At 54.0% G+C, this 18,937-nt stretch carries 21 protein-coding genes and 1 other annotated feature; of the genes, 17 read left to right on the forward strand and 4 right to left on the reverse strand.

Annotation, left to right across the window (positions count from 1 at the left end):
* Positions 1-46: 46 nt before the first annotated feature.
* From QRD42_RS13490 to pfkB, 3 genes are all read right to left on the reverse strand, one after another.
* Entirely contained in the window at positions 47-907 is an 861-nt protein-coding gene (locus tag QRD42_RS13490; RefSeq protein ID WP_321987340.1) for a fructosamine kinase family protein, read from the reverse strand.
* Between the two features lie 105 nt (positions 908-1,012).
* The gene (gene ghoS / locus QRD42_RS13495) at positions 1,013-1,312 is read right to left on the reverse strand and encodes a type V toxin-antitoxin system endoribonuclease antitoxin GhoS (RefSeq protein WP_321987341.1); all 300 of its coding nucleotides are present in this window, start codon (positions 1,310-1,312) and stop codon (positions 1,013-1,015) included.
* Positions 1,313-1,421: 109 nt separating this feature from the next.
* Positions 1,422-2,354, reverse strand: coding sequence for a 6-phosphofructokinase II (gene pfkB, locus QRD42_RS13500; RefSeq protein ID WP_072568261.1), 933 nt, complete (start codon positions 2,352-2,354; stop codon positions 1,422-1,424).
* Between the two features lie 292 nt (positions 2,355-2,646).
* Between pfkB and QRD42_RS13505 the strand changes: the two genes are divergently transcribed.
* Both QRD42_RS13505 and QRD42_RS13510 read left to right on the forward strand, forming a co-directional pair.
* Positions 2,647-3,405, forward strand: coding sequence for a YdiY family protein (locus QRD42_RS13505; protein WP_072568262.1), 759 nt, complete (start codon positions 2,647-2,649; stop codon positions 3,403-3,405).
* Positions 3,406-3,678: 273 nt separating this feature from the next.
* Entirely contained in the window at positions 3,679-3,912 is a 234-nt protein-coding gene (locus tag QRD42_RS13510) for a hypothetical protein (protein WP_321987342.1), read from the forward strand.
* Between the two features lie 71 nt (positions 3,913-3,983).
* On the opposite strand, the gene QRD42_RS13515 is transcribed toward QRD42_RS13510, so the two are convergent.
* A complete protein-coding gene (locus QRD42_RS13515) occupies positions 3,984-5,435 on the reverse strand; it encodes a flagellin (protein WP_318363114.1) in 1,452 nt (483 codons plus the stop codon).
* 303 nt (positions 5,436-5,738) lie between these two features.
* On the opposite strand from QRD42_RS13515, the gene fumD reads away from it, so the two are divergent.
* The 15 genes from fumD (at position 5,739) to selO (ending at position 18,831) form a co-directional block, all read left to right on the forward strand.
* Complete coding sequence (fumD, locus tag QRD42_RS13520; RefSeq protein WP_072568265.1) at positions 5,739-5,954, forward strand: fumarate hydratase FumD; 216 nt, start codon at positions 5,739-5,741, stop codon at positions 5,952-5,954.
* 213 nt (positions 5,955-6,167) lie between these two features.
* Entirely contained in the window at positions 6,168-8,096 is a 1,929-nt protein-coding gene (gene thrS, locus QRD42_RS13525; RefSeq protein ID WP_318363113.1) for a threonine--tRNA ligase, read from the forward strand.
* A 3-nt stretch (positions 8,097-8,099) separates the two neighbouring features.
* Positions 8,100-8,642: a translation initiation factor IF-3 gene (gene infC / locus QRD42_RS13530; protein ID WP_072568267.1), complete on the forward strand. Its 543-nt coding sequence runs from the start codon at positions 8,100-8,102 to the stop codon at positions 8,640-8,642.
* 91 nt (positions 8,643-8,733) lie between these two features.
* The gene (rpmI, locus tag QRD42_RS13535; protein ID WP_001124225.1) at positions 8,734-8,931 is read left to right on the forward strand and encodes a 50S ribosomal protein L35; all 198 of its coding nucleotides are present in this window, start codon (positions 8,734-8,736) and stop codon (positions 8,929-8,931) included.
* Between the two features lie 46 nt (positions 8,932-8,977).
* Positions 8,978-9,334, forward strand: a complete 357-nt coding sequence (gene rplT / locus QRD42_RS13540; protein ID WP_045442118.1) for a 50S ribosomal protein L20 — start codon at positions 8,978-8,980, stop codon at positions 9,332-9,334.
* Between the two features lie 118 nt (positions 9,335-9,452).
* Positions 9,453-9,576: a sequence feature (Phe leader region), on the forward strand.
* Positions 9,458-9,502 carry a pheST operon leader peptide PheM gene (pheM, locus tag QRD42_RS13545; RefSeq protein ID WP_001386830.1) on the forward strand — a complete coding sequence of 15 codons (45 nt, stop codon included), beginning with the start codon at positions 9,458-9,460 and terminating at the stop codon, positions 9,500-9,502. It overlaps the preceding feature by 45 nt.
* A gap of 63 nt (positions 9,577-9,639) precedes the next feature.
* Positions 9,640-10,623 (forward strand): phenylalanine--tRNA ligase subunit alpha, encoded by a 984-nt coding sequence (gene pheS / locus QRD42_RS13550; RefSeq protein ID WP_321987354.1) that lies wholly within the window; start codon positions 9,640-9,642, stop codon positions 10,621-10,623.
* Positions 10,624-10,637: 14 nt separating this feature from the next.
* On the forward strand, positions 10,638-13,025 hold the full coding sequence (pheT, locus tag QRD42_RS13555) for a phenylalanine--tRNA ligase subunit beta (protein WP_318363112.1): 2,388 nt from the start codon (positions 10,638-10,640) through the stop codon (positions 13,023-13,025).
* A gap of 4 nt (positions 13,026-13,029) precedes the next feature.
* Positions 13,030-13,329 carry an integration host factor subunit alpha gene (ihfA, locus tag QRD42_RS13560; RefSeq protein ID WP_006820203.1) on the forward strand — a complete coding sequence of 100 codons (300 nt, stop codon included), beginning with the start codon at positions 13,030-13,032 and terminating at the stop codon, positions 13,327-13,329.
* A gap of 101 nt (positions 13,330-13,430) precedes the next feature.
* Positions 13,431-14,411, forward strand: coding sequence for a vitamin B12 ABC transporter permease BtuC (gene btuC / locus QRD42_RS13565; RefSeq protein WP_321987358.1), 981 nt, complete (start codon positions 13,431-13,433; stop codon positions 14,409-14,411).
* Between the two features lie 36 nt (positions 14,412-14,447).
* Positions 14,448-14,999, forward strand: a complete 552-nt coding sequence (locus tag QRD42_RS13570) for a glutathione peroxidase (protein WP_072568272.1) — start codon at positions 14,448-14,450, stop codon at positions 14,997-14,999.
* Positions 14,999-15,748, forward strand: coding sequence for a vitamin B12 ABC transporter ATP-binding protein BtuD (gene btuD, locus QRD42_RS13575; protein WP_321987360.1), 750 nt, complete (start codon positions 14,999-15,001; stop codon positions 15,746-15,748). The genes QRD42_RS13570 and btuD overlap by 1 nt, the downstream gene beginning before the upstream one ends.
* A 77-nt stretch (positions 15,749-15,825) precedes the next feature.
* Positions 15,826-16,290 (forward strand): C40 family peptidase, encoded by a 465-nt coding sequence (locus QRD42_RS13580; RefSeq protein WP_072568274.1) that lies wholly within the window; start codon positions 15,826-15,828, stop codon positions 16,288-16,290.
* A 323-nt stretch (positions 16,291-16,613) separates the two neighbouring features.
* Complete coding sequence (locus tag QRD42_RS13585; RefSeq protein ID WP_321987363.1) at positions 16,614-17,327, forward strand: EAL domain-containing protein; 714 nt, start codon at positions 16,614-16,616, stop codon at positions 17,325-17,327.
* 61 nt (positions 17,328-17,388) lie between these two features.
* Positions 17,389-18,831 (forward strand): protein adenylyltransferase SelO, encoded by a 1,443-nt coding sequence (gene selO / locus QRD42_RS13590; protein WP_321987364.1) that lies wholly within the window; start codon positions 17,389-17,391, stop codon positions 18,829-18,831.
* Positions 18,832-18,937 lie beyond the last annotated feature (106 nt).

The raw sequence follows: 18,937 nt of genomic DNA on the forward strand, positions 1-18,937 counted from the left end.
ATATAGGCCGGGTAAGCGCAGCGCCACCCGGCGATGGCACTCACTTTTACGCCGCAAGGACACGATCCAGCGCTTTCTGCGCCGTCGCCAGATGCGGTCCGCCAAATAATATCGCGCGGTTAAACAGCGTATAAAGCTGATAGAGCGGCTGGCGATCGAGGAAGCCAGCGGGCAGGGGGGATACGGACTGATAACCGTCGTAGATCTGCGGGGGTTGATCCGTATGCAGGGGCAGCATCGCCAGATCGCACTCGCGATCGCCCCAGTAACAGGCGGGATCGTAAATAAAGGGGCCGTCCGGACCAAGCGCGCAGTTGCCGGACCACAGATCGCCGTGCAGCAGCGCGGCCTGCGGCTGGTGCGACGCCAGACGCTGTTTTACATGCTCCACGATGGCGTCGATATTGCCGAACTCCAGCCCTTTTTCGGCAGCCAGCTCCAGCTGCCAGCCGATACGCTGTTCGGCAAAAAACGTTGACCAGCGTCGCTGCCAGGCGTTGGGCTGCGGCGTGGTGGAAAGGTCATTATCAAAATCCAGCCCGAACTGCGGCTGATCGCTCCACTGATGCAGACGGGCAAGCTGTTGTCCCAGCAAAAACGCGTTGTGCGCATCCAGCGGGCGGGCGGGGAGATAATCCATCACCAGAAAACAGTAATCGCGATCCGCGCCAACGGCCCGGACAGGGGGAACGCTGACGGTCTGGCTGCGGGAGAGCAGTTCAAGCTGATCGGCTTCCGCCGTAAAGATGGGTAACAGTTCGCGGCTGTCGCATTTAACAAAAAAATCGCGTCCTGCGTAGCGCATATGCCAGGCTGCGTGGATTTCACCGCCCGGTAGTTCGTGCCGGAATTCGATTTCACCCTCGCCAAAGGATTCACTCAACAGACGACTTATCGCTTGCCACATGATGTCTCTCCCCATGTTATCTGTCAGATCATAAGGTTAGCGCACTGATGCGGAACAAAATAAGAACTAACGCACACCTGAGCCGCCTGCTGTGTGCAATGGCACTTATTGTGCTTTTTGCTGCTCTGTTTGCCACGTTTCCCAGCGGGAAACGGTAATTTCCGGCTGTTTATCCAGCGCGCTTTCCGCCAGAGCAGCGGACTGCGCTTTGACTTCCTCTTCACTCATGGCGCTGATCAGACCAAAAGTGTTGGTGCCGAGTTCATGTACCTTGCCATCATCGTCGGTCAGCGTCAGTAAAAATCCGGCGCGCGTGAAATGGTTATTCAGTTCGTTAATTTCACTCAGATTATCTTCGCGAAATTTGATCGTCACCACATAGCGCGTAATGTCACCACTGCTCATCGTTCACCTCGTTGTTATCCTGAAAGTTTTTTTAGCATAGTCGACGTGAGAAATTTGGCGACCACAGGGATGGATGATTTCCCCCGCCAGGCGGCAGGGGAAAGGGGAATTAATGACGAACCAGATAATCGTAGATTTTCTGCGTGTCCTCATGGCCGCACAGACGCGTACCCTGATTGATGGTCGCCGCGCTGCCTGCCGCCACGCCAAAACGCACCATTTCCGTCAGAGAAGCGCCTTCCGCCAGCTTCAGGGTCATGGCGCCGACCATGCTGTCACCGGCACCCACGGTGCTCTGGCTTTTCATCGGCGGCGGCACCACATGCACGCACTCGCTGCCGTCAACGCCCAGCGCGCCCTGAGGCCCCAGCGAAACCACCACGCGACGGACTTTGCCGCTGTTTACCAGCTCCTGCGCCGCTTTGCGCACGTCATCCGGCTGGGTGAGCGGGCGATTTACCAGCGCGCTCAGCTCTTTCTGGTTGGGCTTCACCAGTTCAATGTTGCCAATCTCCAGCGCGGCGGTCAGGGCATCGCCGGAGCTGTCGATAATGCAGCGGATACCCTGCTGCTGGGCGGCTTTAATCAACTGCACCCAGGCCTCCAGTTGCACGCCGGGGGGCAGGCTGCCGCTTAAAACCAGCAGCGCGCCGCTCTCAATAGCCAGCACTTTTTCTTCCAGTTTGCGGAATTCATCGGCGCTGAGCGCAGCGCCCGGCATCACAAATCGGTACTGCTCGCCGCTGGCCTCAACATGCACATGCAGGTTCTGACGGGTCCAGTCCTGGGTTTCAACGCTCTGTGTCGGGACGTTTTCATCTGCCAGCAGAGCGGTAAGATGTTCGCCGGTCGCGCCGCCGGCCGGGAAAATGGCCGTGGCTTTGCCGCCCAGATGGGTAATGGCGCGGGCAACGTTAATTCCGCCGCCGCCCGGCTCAAATACCGGTGCAGTACAACGGAGTTTACCTTCGGGATAAATTTGCGGCGTTAAGGTCGCGCTGTCCAGCGACGGGGCAAGCGTTAATGTATAGATGCGGGTCATCTTTACCTCCTTTTAGCGTGAATCTTTTAAGCCTGGCACCGTTCCGGCAGATAGCAACGTAAATAAACGTATGATTTATCTTGTGAAGTTGAATTTAATTTGCGTCAGGTTGATATACACTTAATGCCGGTTTGAGAGCTCTCTTATTCAAAAAATGAAATAAGAATTCATTGCTATGTTAATTGAGCCTTTTTATAATTTGTTACCTTTCTCAGGACAGTTACGCGTTGATCCTGATGTAAGTTTCCGGGACCGTGATGGTCTCTTTTTTTGTTGTACGGACTCTTTATAAATGAAGCTTTTAAAGACAGTACCCGCAGTTGTTATGCTTGCGGGAGGCGTGCTTGCGTCACTGAATGCTGCCGCAGATGATACCGTTTTTACTGTCATGGATGACCCCTCCACTGCACAGAAACCCTTTGAAGGTAATCTGAACGCAGGCTACCTGGCCCAGTCAGGTAACACCAAGAGTTCCTCGCTGACCGCTGACTCCACCCTGACCTGGTACGGTAATACCACCGCCTGGTCCCTGTGGGGCAACGCCAGCAACACCTCTTCGAATGACGAGCGCTCGTCTGAGAAATATGCGGTGGGCGGACGCTCGCGCTTCAACGTGACCGATGCGGATTATCTGTTTGGCCAGGCCAGCTGGTTGACCGACCGTTACAACGGTTATCGTCAGCGTGATATCCTCACCGCTGGTTATGGTCGCCAGTTCCTGAATGGTCCGGTGCACAGCCTGCGTTTTGAATTCGGTCCGGGCGTACGTTATGACGAGTACACCGACGGCGACAACAAAACACAGCCGCTGGGTTATGCGTCAGGGACTTATGCCTGGCAGATGACAGATAACACTAAGTTCACGCAGGGTGTTTCGGTATTTGGCGCTGATGATACGACGCTGAACTCTGAAACCGCGCTGAATGTGGCGATTAACGAACACTTTGGCCTGAAGGTGGCATATAACGTTACCTGGAACTCTGAGCCACCGGCCTCCGCGCCGGAGCACACCGATCGTCGTACGGTCGTGTCGTTAGGTTATAAGATGTAATTGATTTTGGGCCGAAATTTTCGGCCCGCTTTATATATTTCAGATTAATTAATGACGCGCTTAAAATATCAATATGCGGTTTTAGCTTATTAAAAATTACGTTTCTCCATAATTTCTCCTCATTTATCTCTTCGGACACACATTCAATTTATTTGACAAGATTTGATAAATTATTCGACTGTTCAAAAGTGTGATCCAGCTCTAAACTTACTGTCATGGGTCAATAATGCCCAACCAGACGTACGGTATTAAGTTAAAAAGAGAAGAATCATTATGAAAACATTTAAAACTATCGCAGCAGCAGCGGTGCTTTCAGCCCTGTCCTTTGGCGTTTTCGCTGCTGACAGCGCGTATACACCTGCCAGTGACACCACCGAACCCTCGACTACTTTCCAGGCGAAAGATATCGAAGCCGGTTCTAACATTCAGCCAGGCGCACCGTCTACCGGCCGTTCCGCCGATGATGCTTTTAATGTTAAAACGCTGGTGGCCGGAGAGTGGTATTAATCCGCTTCCCGCTTTCGTTATTAACTTCGCTTATTACGATTAAAAAACCGGATTGCGACGTACCGGTTTTTTTATGTCCGTAATAAGGTCAGCAAATTCTCCGGCAGCTGATTCGCAATCTTCAAAACCGCGTTCTGACTCTCCTGCAAAATCTGCGCTTTTATTTGCTTACTGGTTTCCAGCGCGTAGTCTGCATCCATAATACGACTCTGAGCCGTTTGGGTGGAGAGCGTCTGTTGTGACAATACCGATTTGGCTGAATCAAAGCGGTTCATCCAGGCCCCGTACTGCGCGCGATAGCCGCTTACCTTTGCCAGCGCGTTATCAAGCGCGCCCATGGCGCTACTGGCTGACTGCGCCGAACTCAGGCTGGTGTCGCGAATGCCCAGCGTTTTGGTGTCGGCTGGCGTGGCGGTCATGGTCATTGCCTGAATATCATCGCCAAAATTGGCGCTGGTGATCACCTCCATCGGACCACTCTTTTTCGGCGGTGTGGCAGGGGTGATGGTCGGCGCAGGCAGATTTCCCCAGGTCAGGTTGCTGGTAAAGGAACCGCTGCCGACGATCACCACGATCAGGTCTTCACTGACGTTATCGATGGTCAGGCGCTCAAGGCGGTTGGTGCCATTCGAGCCGTCGTTGTACGCGCCTATGCCCCGGTCTTCATAACGATCGCCATCGCCACTGTAGGTGATGGTCATGCCGTTATAATTCAGCGTCGCGCTGCCGTTGAGGTTCCAGGCCGCGCCGCCTTCGATAAGCTGGCTGTCATCATACGTTGCGCCGCTCTGAAAACCGTTGGCCGCGGTCAGCAATTTACTGTCGGCTTTCGCCGCATCGGTGATGCCGCGGCTGACCCAGGTATAATCCGGATCCGGCCCGGTAAAGGGCGTGCCCGCCAGATGCTTGCCATCACGGGTAAACAGCTGAATGTCATCATCCAGACCGAGGGAGTCGATGGTCAGATTGATATTGGTCGAACCCGCGGGTAAATAAGCCAGCGGTACCACCCCTGAGCTAAAGGTATAATTGCTACCGGCAACGGGAAATTTACTGCTGATCGGCGCCACGTCGCCAATCAGGGCAGGGGGCAGTTCCGGGTTCGCCGTAGCCAGCGGGTATTTACCAAAAATTTCCGTTTGTTCGGAAAGATCGTTGATCCCGGCCAGAATACTTTCATATTCATTCTGGATGCTGCTCCGGTCGCTTTCAGACAGTGTGTCATTAACGGACTGAATGGCAAGACTTTTAGCGCGGATCAAAAGATTTGCCACCGACCCGAGGCTTCCGTCTGCGGTTTGTGCAAGACTGGTCGCGTCATCCAGCCCACGGGAAATCACCGTGTCGGCATTAATGTTCGAGCGCATTCTGTTGGTAATAGCAAGCCCGGCCGCGTCATCCATGGCTGAATTGATGCGTAATCCTGACGACAGCCTGGCAATGGTTTGCGAAAGGAGCGATGTGGTGCTTTGCCTCGCAACCAGATTCAGCCCGGCGATCGCATTATGATTAATAGCTTGCATGTGCGTTTCTTAACGATTCTCTTGGCCCCGGATAACCAGGTCATCGGCAAAATACGCCATGACTTTAATGCAAATCTTCAGTATTGCTGGCGTTCTTCACAGGCATCAGGGCAAGAATAAGTCTAAAATTTCGACATACCAGACACTTAGCCGAAGCCAGCGGATTTTATGTAAAGCCGGAATTTACATAAGCACTGTGAATGAGTCGCCCGTAGCTTCACGCAATATTAAGGCTTAGCTTGACGCCATCGCTATTTTTCGTTGAGCTACAGCCGACCAGCACGATTAATTAAAGGGGTAAATGTGGGAAATCAGGCGAAAGACGACGAGTTATACCAGGAGATGTGCCGCGTAGTGGGTAAAGTGGTGCTGGAGATGCGCGATCTGGGCCAGGAGCCGAAGCATATCGTTATTGCTGGCGTATTACGTACCTCGCTTGCTAACCAGCGTATCGTCCGGTCTGAATTAACCAAAGTCGCCATGGAGGCGGTTATTAAAGCGTTATCGAACACGGCCTGACCCGTATTTCCCCTGATGAGTCTTTAAACCAACGGCATAGACGTGTAGTATCAGGGGTGAGCTTATCCGCAGAGGGTAAGGGTGCGGTTGTTAAACCCTGCACAGATTCCGCAGAGTGAAGCGGAAAGCCTTATCTAAACTGCTGATAATTATTAGAAAATAGTTTTGTATGTGATCTTTCGTGTGGGTCACCACTGCAAATAAGGATATAAAATGCCAGTTATTACCCTTCCTGACGGCAGTCAACGTCACTTCGATAAAGCCGTAAGCCCATTAGATGTTGCACTTGATATCGGTCCTGGTCTCGCGAAAGCGTGTATCGCCGGACGTGTTAATGGCGAGCTGGTCGATGCAACCGATCTAATAGAAAACGATGCGCAGCTGGCTATCATCACCGCAAAAGATGAAGATGGTCTGGAAATTATTCGTCACTCCTGTGCGCACCTGTTGGGTCATGCCATTAAGCAACTGTGGCCGAATACCAAAATGGCTATCGGTCCGGTTATCGATAATGGCTTCTATTATGATATTGACCTTGACCATACCCTGACGCAGGAAGATCTCGACGCGCTCGAAAAACGTATGCACGAGCTCGCCGAAACCAATTACGATGTCATCAAGAAAAAAGTCAGCTGGCACGAAGCGCGTGAAACCTTCGCGTCCCGCGGCGAGAGCTACAAAGTCTCTATCCTTGATGAAAACATCGCTCACGATGATAAGCCTGGCTTATATCATCATCAGGAATACGTCGACATGTGCCGTGGTCCGCACGTGCCGAATATGCGTTTCTGCCATCACTTTAAACTGATGAAAACCGCGGGCGCGTACTGGCGTGGCGACAGCAACAATAAAATGTTGCAGCGTATCTACGGCACCGCATGGGCAGATAAAAAAGCGCTGAACGCCTATTTACAGCGTCTTGAAGAAGCCGCTAAACGCGATCACCGTAAAATCGGTAAACAGCTCGACCTGTATCATATGCAGGAAGAAGCGCCGGGTATGGTATTCTGGCATAACGATGGCTGGACTATTTTCCGTGAACTGGAAACTTTTGTACGTTCTAAACTGAAAGAGTACCAGTATCAGGAAGTGAAAGGCCCGTTCATGATGGACCGTGTGCTGTGGGAAAAAACCGGCCACTGGGACAACTATAAAGATGCGATGTTCACCACCTCCTCGGAGAACCGTGAATACTGCATCAAGCCGATGAACTGCCCGGGTCACGTGCAGATCTTCAATCAGGGTCTAAAATCCTACCGTGACCTGCCGCTGCGTATGGCAGAGTTTGGTAGTTGTCACCGTAATGAGCCGTCAGGCGCATTACATGGACTGATGCGTGTACGTGGTTTCACTCAGGATGACGCCCATATCTTCTGTACAGAAGAGCAGGTGCGTGATGAAGTGAACGCCTGTATTCGTTTGGTCTACGATATGTACAGCACCTTTGGCTTCGAGAAGATCGTCGTCAAACTTTCCACTCGCCCCGAAAAACGTATCGGTAGCGATGAAATGTGGGATCGTGCTGAGGCGGATCTGGCAGTCGCGCTGGAAGAAAACAACATCCCGTTTGAATATCAGCTGGGTGAAGGCGCGTTCTACGGTCCGAAAATTGAATTTACCCTGTATGACTGCCTCGATCGTGCATGGCAGTGCGGTACGGTACAGCTGGACTTCTCCTTGCCGTCTCGTCTGAGCGCCTCCTATGTGGGCGAAAACAACGAGCGACAAGTTCCGGTAATGATTCACCGCGCGATCCTCGGTTCACTGGAGCGCTTTATCGGCATCCTGACCGAAGAATTTGCGGGCTTCTTCCCGACCTGGCTTGCGCCAGTGCAGGTAGTGGTGATGAATATTACTGATTCTCAGGCTGAATATGTCAACGAATTGACCCGCAAACTGCAAAATGCCGGCATTCGCGTTAAAGCAGACTTGAGAAACGAGAAGATTGGCTTTAAAATCCGCGAGCACACTTTACGTCGTGTCCCTTATATGCTGGTTTGTGGCGATAAAGAGGTTGAAGCCGGCAAAGTCGCCGTGCGTACCCGTCGTGGTAAAGACCTGGGTAGCCTGGACGTAAATGACGTTATCGAGAAGCTGCAACAAGAGATTCGCAGCCGCAGTCTTCAACAACTGGAGGAATAAGGTATTAAAGGCGGAAAACGAGTTCAAACGGCGCGACCGAATCGCATCAATGGCGAGATTCGCGCCACAGAAGTTCGCTTAACAGGTCTGGAAGGCGAGCAGCTTGGTATTGTGAATTTGAGAGAAGCTCTGGAAAAAGCTGAAGAAGCCGGGGTCGATTTAGTAGAAATTAGCCCTAACGCCGAGCCGCCCGTTTGTCGTATAATGGATTACGGCAAGTTCCTCTATGAAAAAAGCAAATCTTCTAAGGAACAGAAGAAGAAGCAAAAAGTTATCCAGGTTAAGGAAATTAAATTCCGACCTGGTACAGATGAAGGTGACTATCAGGTAAAACTCCGCAGCCTGATTCGCTTTCTCGAAGAGGGTGACAAGGCCAAGATCACACTGCGTTTCCGCGGTCGTGAGATGGCCCACCAACAGATCGGTATGGAAGTGCTTAATCGCGTGAAAGAAGATCTGGGTGAACTGGCAGTGGTCGAATCCTTCCCTACGAAGATCGAAGGCCGCCAGATGATCATGGTGCTTGCTCCTAAGAAGAAACAGTAAGGCCATCAAGTAATCATTCCTGTGGGCCACGCTCACGGGACTGATTCGCCTTTGTTTCGTTTATTAACAATGCGAAGTGGAAGTTATTAAAATGCCAAAAATTAAGACCGTACGCGGTGCTGCTAAGCGCTTCAAAAAAACCGGTAAAGGTGGTTTTAAGCACAAGCACGCTAACCTGCGTCATATTCTGACCAAAAAAGCTACTAAGCGTAAACGTCACCTGCGCCCGAAAGCCATGGTTTCTAAAGGCGATCTGGGTCTGGTAATCGCGTGCCTTCCGTACGCATAAGTCGTTAACCTTTTAACTTTTTAAGAATAGATACAGGAGAGCACACATGGCTCGCGTAAAACGTGGTGTAGTTGCACGTGCACGTCACAAGAAAATTTTGAAACAAGCTAAAGGTTACTACGGTGCGCGTTCACGCGTATACCGCGTTGCCTTCCAGGCTGTTATCAAAGCAGGTCAGTACGCTTATCGTGACCGTCGTCAGAAAAAGCGTCAGTTCCGTCAACTGTGGATTGCGCGTATTAACGCAGCAGCACGTCAGAACGGTATTTCTTACAGCAAATTCATCAACGGCCTGAAAAAAGCCTCTGTTGAAATCGACCGTAAGATTCTGGCTGACATCGCTGTATTCGACAAAGTGGCATTCTCTGCCCTGGTCGAAAAAGCGAAAGCAGCTCTGGCATAAGCCAGTGAAGAGAGGGGGCTTAGCTCCCTCTTTTTTATTTGTAATACCGTCATTTTGTTGACAATTCGTCGTCCGGCCTTTTCAATAGGCAGTATCGGTTTTTCCACACAAGGTAACGCAAGCATGAATGCTGCTATTTTCCGCTTCTTTTTTTACTTTAGCACCTGAATCCGGGAGGCTAGCGCGTGAAAGAAGAAACGAAAAACAGCGCCAGAAAGCCTCCTGATGGAGGCTTTTTTTATGCCTGATTTTTAAAAATAAGAGACCACCATAACGGTGTCTGCACCGACATAATGAGGAAAACCATGTCACATCTCGCAGAGCTGGTTGCCAGCGCCAGGGCAGCCATTAACGAGGCTTCAGATATTGCCGCATTAGATAATGTGCGCGTTGAATATCTGGGTAAAAAAGGGCAACTGACCCTTCAGATGACCACCCTGCGTGAGTTGCCAGCTGAAGAACGTCCGGCAGCCGGTGCGGTGATCAACGAAGCCAAAGAGCAGGTGCAGCAGGCGCTGAACGCCCGCAAAGCCGATCTGGAAAACGCCGCGCTGAACGCCCGTCTGGCCGCGGAAACCATCGATGTGTCCCTGCCGGGACGCCGCACTGAAAACGGTGGTCTGCATCCGGTAACCCGTACCATCGATCGTATCGAAAGCTTTTTCGGCGAGCTTGGCTTTACCGTGGCCACCGGCCCGGAAATCGAAGACGATTACCATAACTTTGATGCCCTGAATATTCCGGGTCATCATCCGGCGCGCGCCGATCACGACACCTTCTGGTTCGATGCCACCCGCCTGCTGCGTACGCAGACCTCTGGCGTACAGATCCGCACCATGGCGAACCAGCAGCCGCCGATCCGTATTATCGCGCCAGGTCGCGTTTACCGTAACGATTACGACCAGACGCACACCCCAATGTTCCATCAGATGGAAGGCCTGATCGTTGATACCAACATCAGCTTCACCAACCTGAAAGGGACGCTGCACGACTTCCTGCGTAACTTCTTTGAAGAAGATCTGCAGATCCGCTTCCGTCCGTCCTATTTCCCGTTCACCGAACCGTCCGCGGAAGTGGATGTGATGGGTAAAAACGGCAAATGGCTGGAAGTGCTGGGCTGCGGCATGGTGCATCCGAACGTGCTGCGCAACGTCGGCATTGATCCGGAAATCTATTCCGGCTTCGCGTTCGGCATGGGTATGGAACGTCTGACCATGCTGCGCTACGGCGTAACCGATTTACGTGCATTCTTCGAAAACGATCTGCGTTTCCTCAAACAGTTTAAATAAGGCAGGACAACATAATGAAATTCAGTGAACTGTGGTTACGCGAATGGGTTAATCCGGCGATCGACAGCGACGCGCTCTCCGATCAAATCACCATGGCGGGTCTGGAAGTGGACGGCGTGGAGCCGGTCGCAGGCCGCTTTAACGGTGTGGTAGTGGGTGAAGTGATGGAGTGCGGTCAGCACCCGAACGCCGACAAACTGCGCGTCACCAAAGTCAACGTCGGCGGCGACCGCCTGCTTGATATCGTCTGCGGCGCGCCGAACTGCCGTCAGGGCCTGAAAGTGGCAGTGGCAACCGTTGGCGCTGTGCTGCCGGGCGATTTCAAAATCAAAGCGGCAAAACTGCGCGGCGAGCCGTCTGAAGGCATGCTCTGCTCCTTCTCCGAGCTGGGTATTTCCGACGATCATAACGGCATTATCGAATTGCCCGCCGATGCGCCCATTGGCACCGACCTGCGCGACTACCTGAAGCTTGACGATAACACCATCGAAATCAGCGTGACGCCAAACCGCGCCGATTGCCTCGGCATTATCGGCGTTGCCCGCGACGTGGCGGTGCTGAACCAGGCGCCGCTGATGGAGCCGGAAATCGCGCCCGTAGCCGCAACTATCAATGATACGCTGCCGATCGCCGTTGAAGCCGCCGATGCCTGCCCGCGTTATCTGGGCCGCGTCGTGAAAGGCATCAACGTCAGCGCGCCGACGCCGCTGTGGATGAAAGAGAAGCTGCGCCGCTGTGGTATTCGTTCTGTCGATGCCGTGGTTGACGTTACCAACTATGTGCTGCTGGAACTCGGCCAGCCGATGCACGCCTTCGATCTGAACCGCATTGACGGCGGCATCGTGGTGCGAATGGCGAAAGAGGGCGAAACCCTGGTATTGCTGGACGGCAACGAAGCCAAACTCAATGCCGACACCCTGGTAATTGCTGACCACAGCAAGGCGCTGGCGATGGCCGGTATTTTCGGCGGCGAACACTCCGGCGTGAATGACCAGACCCAGGACGTACTGCTGGAATGCGCATTCTTCAGCCCGCTGTCCATTACCGGCCGCGCACGCCGTCACGGTCTGCATACCGATGCGTCCCACCGTTACGAGCGTGGCGTGGATCCGGCGCTGCAGTTCAAAGCCATGGAGCGCGCCACCCGTCTGCTGATCGACATCTGCGGCGGCAATGCCGGTCCGGTGATTGACGTGACCAATGACGCCGCGCTGCCGAAAGCGGCGACCATCACCCTGCGTCGCAGCAAACTGGATCGTCTGATTGGTCATCACATTGCCGATGAGCAGGTCAGCGACATCCTGCGCCGTCTGGGCTGTGAAGTCACCGAAGGTCAGGACCAGTGGCAGGCTGTGGCGCCGAGCTGGCGTTTCGATATCGCGATTGAAGAAGACCTGGTTGAAGAAGTCGCCCGTATTTACGGCTACAACAATATTCCGGACGAGCCGGTGCAGGCTGGCCTGATCATGGGTCAGCACCGCGAAGCGGATCTGTCGCTGAAGCGCGTGAAAACGCTGCTTATCGACAAAGGCTATCAGGAAGTCATTACCTACAGCTTCGTGGATCCTAAGGTGCAGCAACTGGTGCATCCGGGCGCGGAAGCGCTGATCCTGCCAAGCCCGATCTCCAGCGAAATGTCAGCCATGCGTCTGTCCCTGTGGACGGGGCTGCTGACAACCGTGGTCTATAACCAGAACCGTCAGCAGAACCGCGTGCGCATTTTTGAATCCGGCCTGCGTTTTGTGCCGGATACCACAGCGGATCTGGGTATCCGTCAGGATCTGATGCTGGCGGGCGTTATTTGTGGCAACCGTCACGATGAACACTGGAATCTGGCAAAAGAGAGCGTTGATTTCTATGATTTGAAAGGCGATCTGGAATCCGTGCTCGATCTGACCGGCAAACTGAACGAGATTCAGTTCCAGGCAGAGGCCAATCCGGCGTTGCATCCGGGCCAGGCTGCCGCGATTTATCTGAAAGGTGAACGCGTTGGTTTCATTGGTGTTGTGCATCCTGAACTGGAGCGCAAGCTGGATCTCAATGGTCGTACCATCGTGTTTGAGCTGGAGTGGAACAAGGTCGCAGACCGCGTGGTGCCTCAGGCGCAGGAGATTTCCCGCTTCCCGGCAAACCGCCGCGACATCGCTGTTGTGGTCGCTGAAAATGTACCCGCAGCAGATGTTTTGGCCGAATGTAAGAAAGTTGGCGTAAATCAGGTAGTTGGCGTAAACTTATTTGACGTGTACCGCGGCAAGGGTGTGGCGGAGGGCTATAAGAGCCTCGCTATCAGCCTGATCCTTCAGGATAACAGCCGTACACTCGAAGAAGAGGAGATTGCCGCTACCGTTGCCAGATGCGTAGAGGCATTAAAAGAGCGATTCCAGGCATCATTGAGGGATTGAACCTATGGCGCTAACAAAAGCTGAAATGTCAGAATATCTGTTTGATAAGCTTGGGCTTAGCAAACGGGATGCCAAAGAGCTTGTAGAGTTGTTTTTCGAAGAGATCCGTCGCGCTCTGGAAAACGGTGAACAGGTGAAACTCTCTGGCTTCGGTAATTTCGATTTGCGTGATAAGAATCAACGCCCGGGACGTAACCCGAAAACGGGCGAAGATATTCCCATTACAGCCCGGCGCGTGGTGACCTTCAGACCCGGCCAGAAGTTAAAAAGCCGCGTTGAAAACGCTTCGCCCAAAGCAGAGTAATCTGAACTAACCAAAAAGGCCGCCATCGCGGCCTTTTTTCTTTCCTCATTGCAATATCAGCATTAAAATCAAACACATCATTTCACCGTATCCCGGACATTATGCAGGCACTTGCCCGTCTTCAGCACCGTCGCGATCGCCGCAGACTGTGTATCCTCGCCCTGGTACTGCTTATCGCCTGCACCCTCAGCCTGTGCGCCGGGGACCAGTGGATCGCGCCCAACGCCTGGCTTAGCGACAGCGGTCGCCTGTTCGTCGGGCAAATTCGCCTGCCGCGAACCCTGGCGGTGATGCTGGTGGGCGGCGCGCTGGCGCTGTGCGGGGCCGTAATGCAGGCGCTGTTTGAAAACCCGCTGGCGGAGCCGGGGCTACTGGGCGTGTCGAACGGGGCGGGCGTCGGGCTGATTGCTGCCGTGCTGCTCGGCCAGGGTATGCTGCCGGAATGGGCGCTGGGGCTGTGCGCCATTCTGGGGGCGCTGGTCATTACGCTGATCCTGTTGCGTTTTGCTCGGCGTCATCTCTCCACCAGCCGACTGCTGCTGGCGGGGGTCGCGCTGGGCATTATCTGTAGCGCCCTCATGACCTGGGCTATTTATTTTTCCACGTCTTTTGATTTACGCCAGCTGATGTACTGGATGATGGGCGGTTTTGGTGGCGTCGACTGGCAGCAGAGCTGGCTGATGCTGGCGCTGGTCCCGGTGATGGCGTGGGTATGCCTTCAGTCGCAGCCGCTTAACATGCTGGCGCTGGGGGAAATCTCCGCCCGTCAGCTGGGGTTGCCGCTGTGGCTGTGGCGCAACGTGCTGGTGGTCGCCACCGGCTGGATGGTCGGCGTGAGCGTGGCGCTGGCCGGGGCGATTGGCTTTATCGGCCTGGTTATTCCCCATATTCTGCGTCTGTGTGGTATGACCGATCATCGTGTGCTGCTGCCCGCCTGTACGCTGGCAGGGGCGGCGGCGCTGCTGTTCGCCGATATTGTGGCGCGTCTGGCGCTCAGCGCGGCAGAGCTTCCCATCGGCGTTGTGACCGCCACGCTGGGCGCACCTGTATTTATCTGGCTATTATTAAAGGCCGGGCGCTAAGACCCGGCTATACGATCTGCAAACTAAGGGGATGTTATGCAACATGATATTTTACATACCGACGTGATCACCATTGATGGCGAACACACGACGCTTGAACAATACGCAGGTAAAGTGCTGCTGATCGTTAATGTCGCGTCTAAATGCGGCCTGACGTCGCAGTATGAACAGCTGGAAAATATCCAGAAAGCCTGGAAAGACGCCGGATTAGTGGTGCTCGGTTTCCCGTGCAATCAGTTCCTCGGTCAGGAGCCGGGCAGCGAAGAAGAGATCAAAACCTTCTGCAGCACCACCTATGGCGTGACCTTCCCGATGTTCAGCAAAATCGACGTCAACGGCGAAAACCGTCACCCGCTGTATCAGAAACTGATTGCAGCCGCCCCGACCGCCGTTGCGCCGGAAGCGAGCGGTTTCCATGAGCGTCTGGCCAGTAAAGGCCGTGCGCCGCTGTATCCGGATGACATCCTGTGGAACTTCGAAAAATTCCTCATTGGTCGTGACGGCCAGGTGGTGCAGCGTTTCTCACCGGACATGACTCCTGAAGATCCAATTGTCATGGAAGCCATTAAGGCCGCGCTGGCGAAATAATGTCGGCGTTGATGCAATTACAGGATGTGGAGGCGCCGGGCCGACTCGGTCCGCTCAGCGGCGAGATCGGCAGGGGCGAGATCCTGCATCTGGTCGGCCCCAACGGTGCCGGTAAAAGCACACTGCTGGCGCGTATGGCCGGGCTGACTCAGGGCAAGGGCAGGGTGATGTTTAACGACACATCCCTGGACGCCTGGCCCGCCACCTCCCTTGCCCGCCACCGCGCTTACCTTGCGCAGCAGCAGATGCCGCCGTTCTCCATGCCGGTATGGCATTTTCTGTCGTTGCATCAACCGCACAACCCGGACGCGGCGCTCTGCGAGTCAGTCGCCGCCGCGCTTGGCCTGAGCGATAAGCTTGGACGCGCCACCAGTCAGCTTTCCGGCGGTGAATGGCAGCGCGTGCGGCTGGCGGCAGTCATTTTGCAGATCCATCCGCAGGCAAATGCTGACGGGCAACTCTTGTTACTGGATGAGCCGATGAACAGTCTCGACGTGGCGCAGCAAGCTGCGCTGGACAGGCTGCTCAGCGCGCTGTGCGCGGCGGGGGTGACGATTGTCATGAGCAGCCACGATCTTAATCATACGCTGCGCCACGCGCACCGTGCATGGCTTCTGCGCAGGGGGCAGCTGGTCGCCAGTGGCACGCGTGACCATGTGATGACGCCGGTCAATCTCGAAAAAGCCTATCAGATCCCGTTTCGTCGCCTGAACATTGAGGGGCATAGCGTGCTGATTTCCGCCCGCTAAGTGAATGGTAACTTGCGCAGGACACAACACACAGGCTAAATTTCTGCTGAAATAATAAAGTAAAGGATGCGTCCGGTATGCGTTACTGGTTTTTACTCGCAGCAGCGTTGTTTCTGGCAGGGTGCAGCAGCCATCGCGCGCCGCCGCCAAATCCCCGTCTTTCCGACTCGATCACCGTTATCGCCGGTCTTAATGATCAGCTCAGCAACTGGCGCGGCACGCCTTACCGTTATGGCGGTATGAGCCGTGGCGGCGTGGATTGTTCCGGCTTTGTACTGATGACTTTCAGAGACAAGTTCGATCTGCAACTGCCTCGCGAAACCCGCCAGCAGGCAAAGATTGGCACCGAAATCGACAAGGACGATTTGTTGCCGGGCGATCTGGTGTTTTTCAAAACGGGGTCGGGTGAAAACGGTCTGCACGTCGGCATTTATGATACCGACAATCAGTTTATTCATGCTTCCACCAGCCGGGGGGTGATGCGCTCATCGCTGGATAATGTTTACTGGCGTAAAAACTTCTGGCAGGCCCGCCGCATATAAATCTCCCATTCACCCACCCCTAATGGTGGGTGAATATCTCCTTTCTCTTATTGTTTTTTTCTTAACCACTTATTCCGTCACGGATTACTCCTGGTAAATCATCCTAATTAATTAAACTGTTAATATTTCTAAACTAATGTGTTAATGAAATTTTCGTTACTGGCTATTATAGTTTATTCGGGATAAGATTTGCCTTAGGGCAAAGGATGAACCGCAATTAAAAAGGAAAAAATGAAAGTATTTCGTCTTAAGCCCCCTGGGTTGAATGGTATTAATACCTTTGTTAGCGAGCCGGGAAACACCCTAATCATGGGACTGGCGATATGATCCTGACGCTTGAAAGCACATGGCGCACCGAGCTGTTATTACAGCCCGCCCGTAGCGCGCAGGGCAAACTGGAAGGCCTGCAGATTATCGTCAATCTTATTGGCGTGGATGGGCACATCCATACGTCTGCCGGGGAGTTACTGGCGCAACTCCCCGCACAGACAGCCCTGACGCTGTTCTCAGAACAGCTGGCGTTGCTTGAATCCTGTAAGCTCTTTTTTATCCAGCACAGCATTCCGGCCTGGATTAATATAACGCCAGTGATTGCCGGGGCGCTTTTAAGCGATGCTGAACTGGCGGCGAACGTGGAACGTTTTCCATTTCTGGGATTTTCTATTAATGAGAATTATCCCGATTTGAATAAAGGGGCTGCGCATCCACAACTTTCTGCCCTCGCGGAACGTTATTCCCTGATGCTGGAAAATTTCGGCGCAGGAAAAAGTTCCACCCGGGCGGTATTTGATGGACTGTTTAAACAGGTGATTCTGGATAAAAACTTTGTCCATCATCGATTAACCTCTCGCTCCTTCGAACCCTTTATGCGCGCCGTGGTTAGCCAGGTAAAACCTTATTGTCAGTCGATTATCATCGACGGCATTGATAATGAATTTTCCCGCCAGCGTGTTTTACCTTTTCATTTCTCAGCGATGATGGGGGCGTTATGGCCGCCGGTGACGGTGGCTGACCTGACCACGCTGGTACAGGGATAACCCTGAGGTTGTCCCGTGTTTAACCTCCGCATTACCCACTACACTTAATGCAGGAGGAAACATGACCCTTTCTTTTACTACCCACTGGCGCGATGAGCTGCCGGAGTTTTACACCGCACTACAACCCACGCCGCTACAAAATGCGCGCCTGGTCTGGCATAACGAACCCCTTGCCGAAACGCTCGGTATTCCTGCCTCGCTGTTCACTACTACGCAAGGCGCGGGCGTATGGGGCGGCGAGGCGCTGCTGCCTGGCATGTCACCGCTGGCGCAGGTCTACAGCGGCCACCAGTTTGGCGTATGGGCGGGTCAGCTTGGCGACGGGCGCGGCATTCTGCTCGGCGAACAGTTGCTGGCTGATGGCACCACCCGCGACTGGCATCTGAAAGGCGCAGGTCTGACGCCGTATTCACGAATGGGTGACGGTCGCGCCGTGCTGCGTTCCACTATCCGGGAAAGTCTGGCCTCTGAAGCCATGCATTATCTGGGGATCCCCACCACGCGCGCGCTGTCGATCGTCACCAGCGACACGCCGGTGCGCCGGGAAACCGTTGAGCAGGGGGCGATGATGATCCGTATCGCGCAAAGTCACGTGCGCTTCGGGCATTTCGAACATTTTTACTACCGTCGCGAACCGGAAAAAGTGCAGAAGCTGGCGGATTTCGTTATTCGGCATTACTGGCCGCAGCTGCAGGATGAGGCGGATAAGTATGCCCTGTGGTTTAACGATGTGGTGAGCCGGACGGCGTCGCTGATTGCGCGCTGGCAGGCCGTCGGCTTCGCTCATGGGGTGATGAACACCGATAACATGTCGATTCTCGGCCTGACCATTGATTATGGCCCCTACGGTTTCCTCGACGATTACCAGCCGGGTTATATCTGTAACCATTCCGATTATCAGGGCCGCTATCGTTTTGATAATCAGCCTGGGGTGGGGTTGTGGAATCTGCAAAAACTGGCGCAGACGCTGTCGCCGTTTATCGCGGTGGAAGTCCTTAATCAGGCGCTGGAAAACTACCAGCAGGTGCTGCTGCGGGAATATGGCGCATTAATGCGCAGTAAACTGGGCTTCACGACAGAACAGAAGGGCGATAACGAGATACTGAACCGGCTGTTCGCGCTGATGGCAAGGGAGGGCAGCGACTACACCCGTACCTTCCGTATGCTCAGTCAGACGGAGCAGCAGAGCGCCAGCTCGCCGCTGCGCGATGAATTTATAGATCGGGCCGGGTTTGATGCCTGGTTTGTGGATTATCGTGCGCGTCTGCAACTGGAAGGCGTTGACGATGTGACGCGGCAGACGCAGATGCAAGCGGTGAACCCGGCGATGGTGCTGCGTAACTGGCTGGCTCAGCGCGCCATTGAACAGGCGGAGCAGGGTGACATGACAGAGCTTGAGCGTTTGCATATTGCACTGCGTACGCCCTTTGCGGACAGGGGAGACGATTACGTCAGCCGCCCGCCGGACTGGGGTAAGCGTCTGGAAGTGAGCTGCTCGAGCTAAGCGATTTGCGCCGGGTGGCGGCTTCGCCTTACCCGGCCTACATGATGGGCGCGGTGTAATGCGATGCWTTGCCGGGTGGCGGCATTCGCCTTACCCGGCCTACATT

Origin of the sequence: Enterobacter sp. PGRG2, assembly GCF_030291195.1 — a bacterium.
Classification (GTDB): Bacteria; Pseudomonadota; Gammaproteobacteria; order Enterobacterales; family Enterobacteriaceae; genus Enterobacter_D.

Excerpts from the sequence above, each read along its gene's own strand:
- ghoS (WP_321987341.1), bottom strand. The coding sequence starts at position 1,312 with ATGAGCAGTGGTGACATTACGCGCTATGTGGTGACGATCAAATTTCGC.
- btuC (WP_321987358.1), top strand. The coding sequence starts at position 13,431 with ATGCAGGCACTTGCCCGTCTTCAGCACCGTCGCGATCGCCGCAGACTG.
- QRD42_RS13570 (WP_072568272.1), top strand. The coding sequence starts at position 14,448 with ATGCAACATGATATTTTACATACCGACGTGATCACCATTGATGGCGAA.
- selO (WP_321987364.1), top strand. The coding sequence starts at position 17,389 with ATGACCCTTTCTTTTACTACCCACTGGCGCGATGAGCTGCCGGAGTTT.
- QRD42_RS13515 (WP_318363114.1), bottom strand. The coding sequence starts at position 5,435 with ATGCAAGCTATTAATCATAATGCGATCGCCGGGCTGAATCTGGTTGCG.
- pheS (WP_321987354.1), top strand. The coding sequence starts at position 9,640 with ATGTCACATCTCGCAGAGCTGGTTGCCAGCGCCAGGGCAGCCATTAAC.
- QRD42_RS13490 (WP_321987340.1), bottom strand. The coding sequence starts at position 907 with ATGTGGCAAGCGATAAGTCGTCTGTTGAGTGAATCCTTTGGCGAGGGT.
- btuD (WP_321987360.1), top strand. The coding sequence starts at position 14,999 with ATGTCGGCGTTGATGCAATTACAGGATGTGGAGGCGCCGGGCCGACTC.
- thrS (WP_318363113.1), top strand. The coding sequence starts at position 6,168 with ATGCCAGTTATTACCCTTCCTGACGGCAGTCAACGTCACTTCGATAAA.
- QRD42_RS13580 (WP_072568274.1), top strand. The coding sequence starts at position 15,826 with ATGCGTTACTGGTTTTTACTCGCAGCAGCGTTGTTTCTGGCAGGGTGC.
- rplT (WP_045442118.1), top strand. The coding sequence starts at position 8,978 with ATGGCTCGCGTAAAACGTGGTGTAGTTGCACGTGCACGTCACAAGAAA.
- ihfA (WP_006820203.1), top strand. The coding sequence starts at position 13,030 with ATGGCGCTAACAAAAGCTGAAATGTCAGAATATCTGTTTGATAAGCTT.
- QRD42_RS13585 (WP_321987363.1), top strand. The coding sequence starts at position 16,614 with ATGATCCTGACGCTTGAAAGCACATGGCGCACCGAGCTGTTATTACAG.
- rpmI (WP_001124225.1), top strand. The coding sequence starts at position 8,734 with ATGCCAAAAATTAAGACCGTACGCGGTGCTGCTAAGCGCTTCAAAAAA.
- QRD42_RS13510 (WP_321987342.1), top strand. The coding sequence starts at position 3,679 with ATGAAAACATTTAAAACTATCGCAGCAGCAGCGGTGCTTTCAGCCCTG.
- pfkB (WP_072568261.1), bottom strand. The coding sequence starts at position 2,354 with ATGACCCGCATCTATACATTAACGCTTGCCCCGTCGCTGGACAGCGCG.
- pheT (WP_318363112.1), top strand. The coding sequence starts at position 10,638 with ATGAAATTCAGTGAACTGTGGTTACGCGAATGGGTTAATCCGGCGATC.
- QRD42_RS13505 (WP_072568262.1), top strand. The coding sequence starts at position 2,647 with ATGAAGCTTTTAAAGACAGTACCCGCAGTTGTTATGCTTGCGGGAGGC.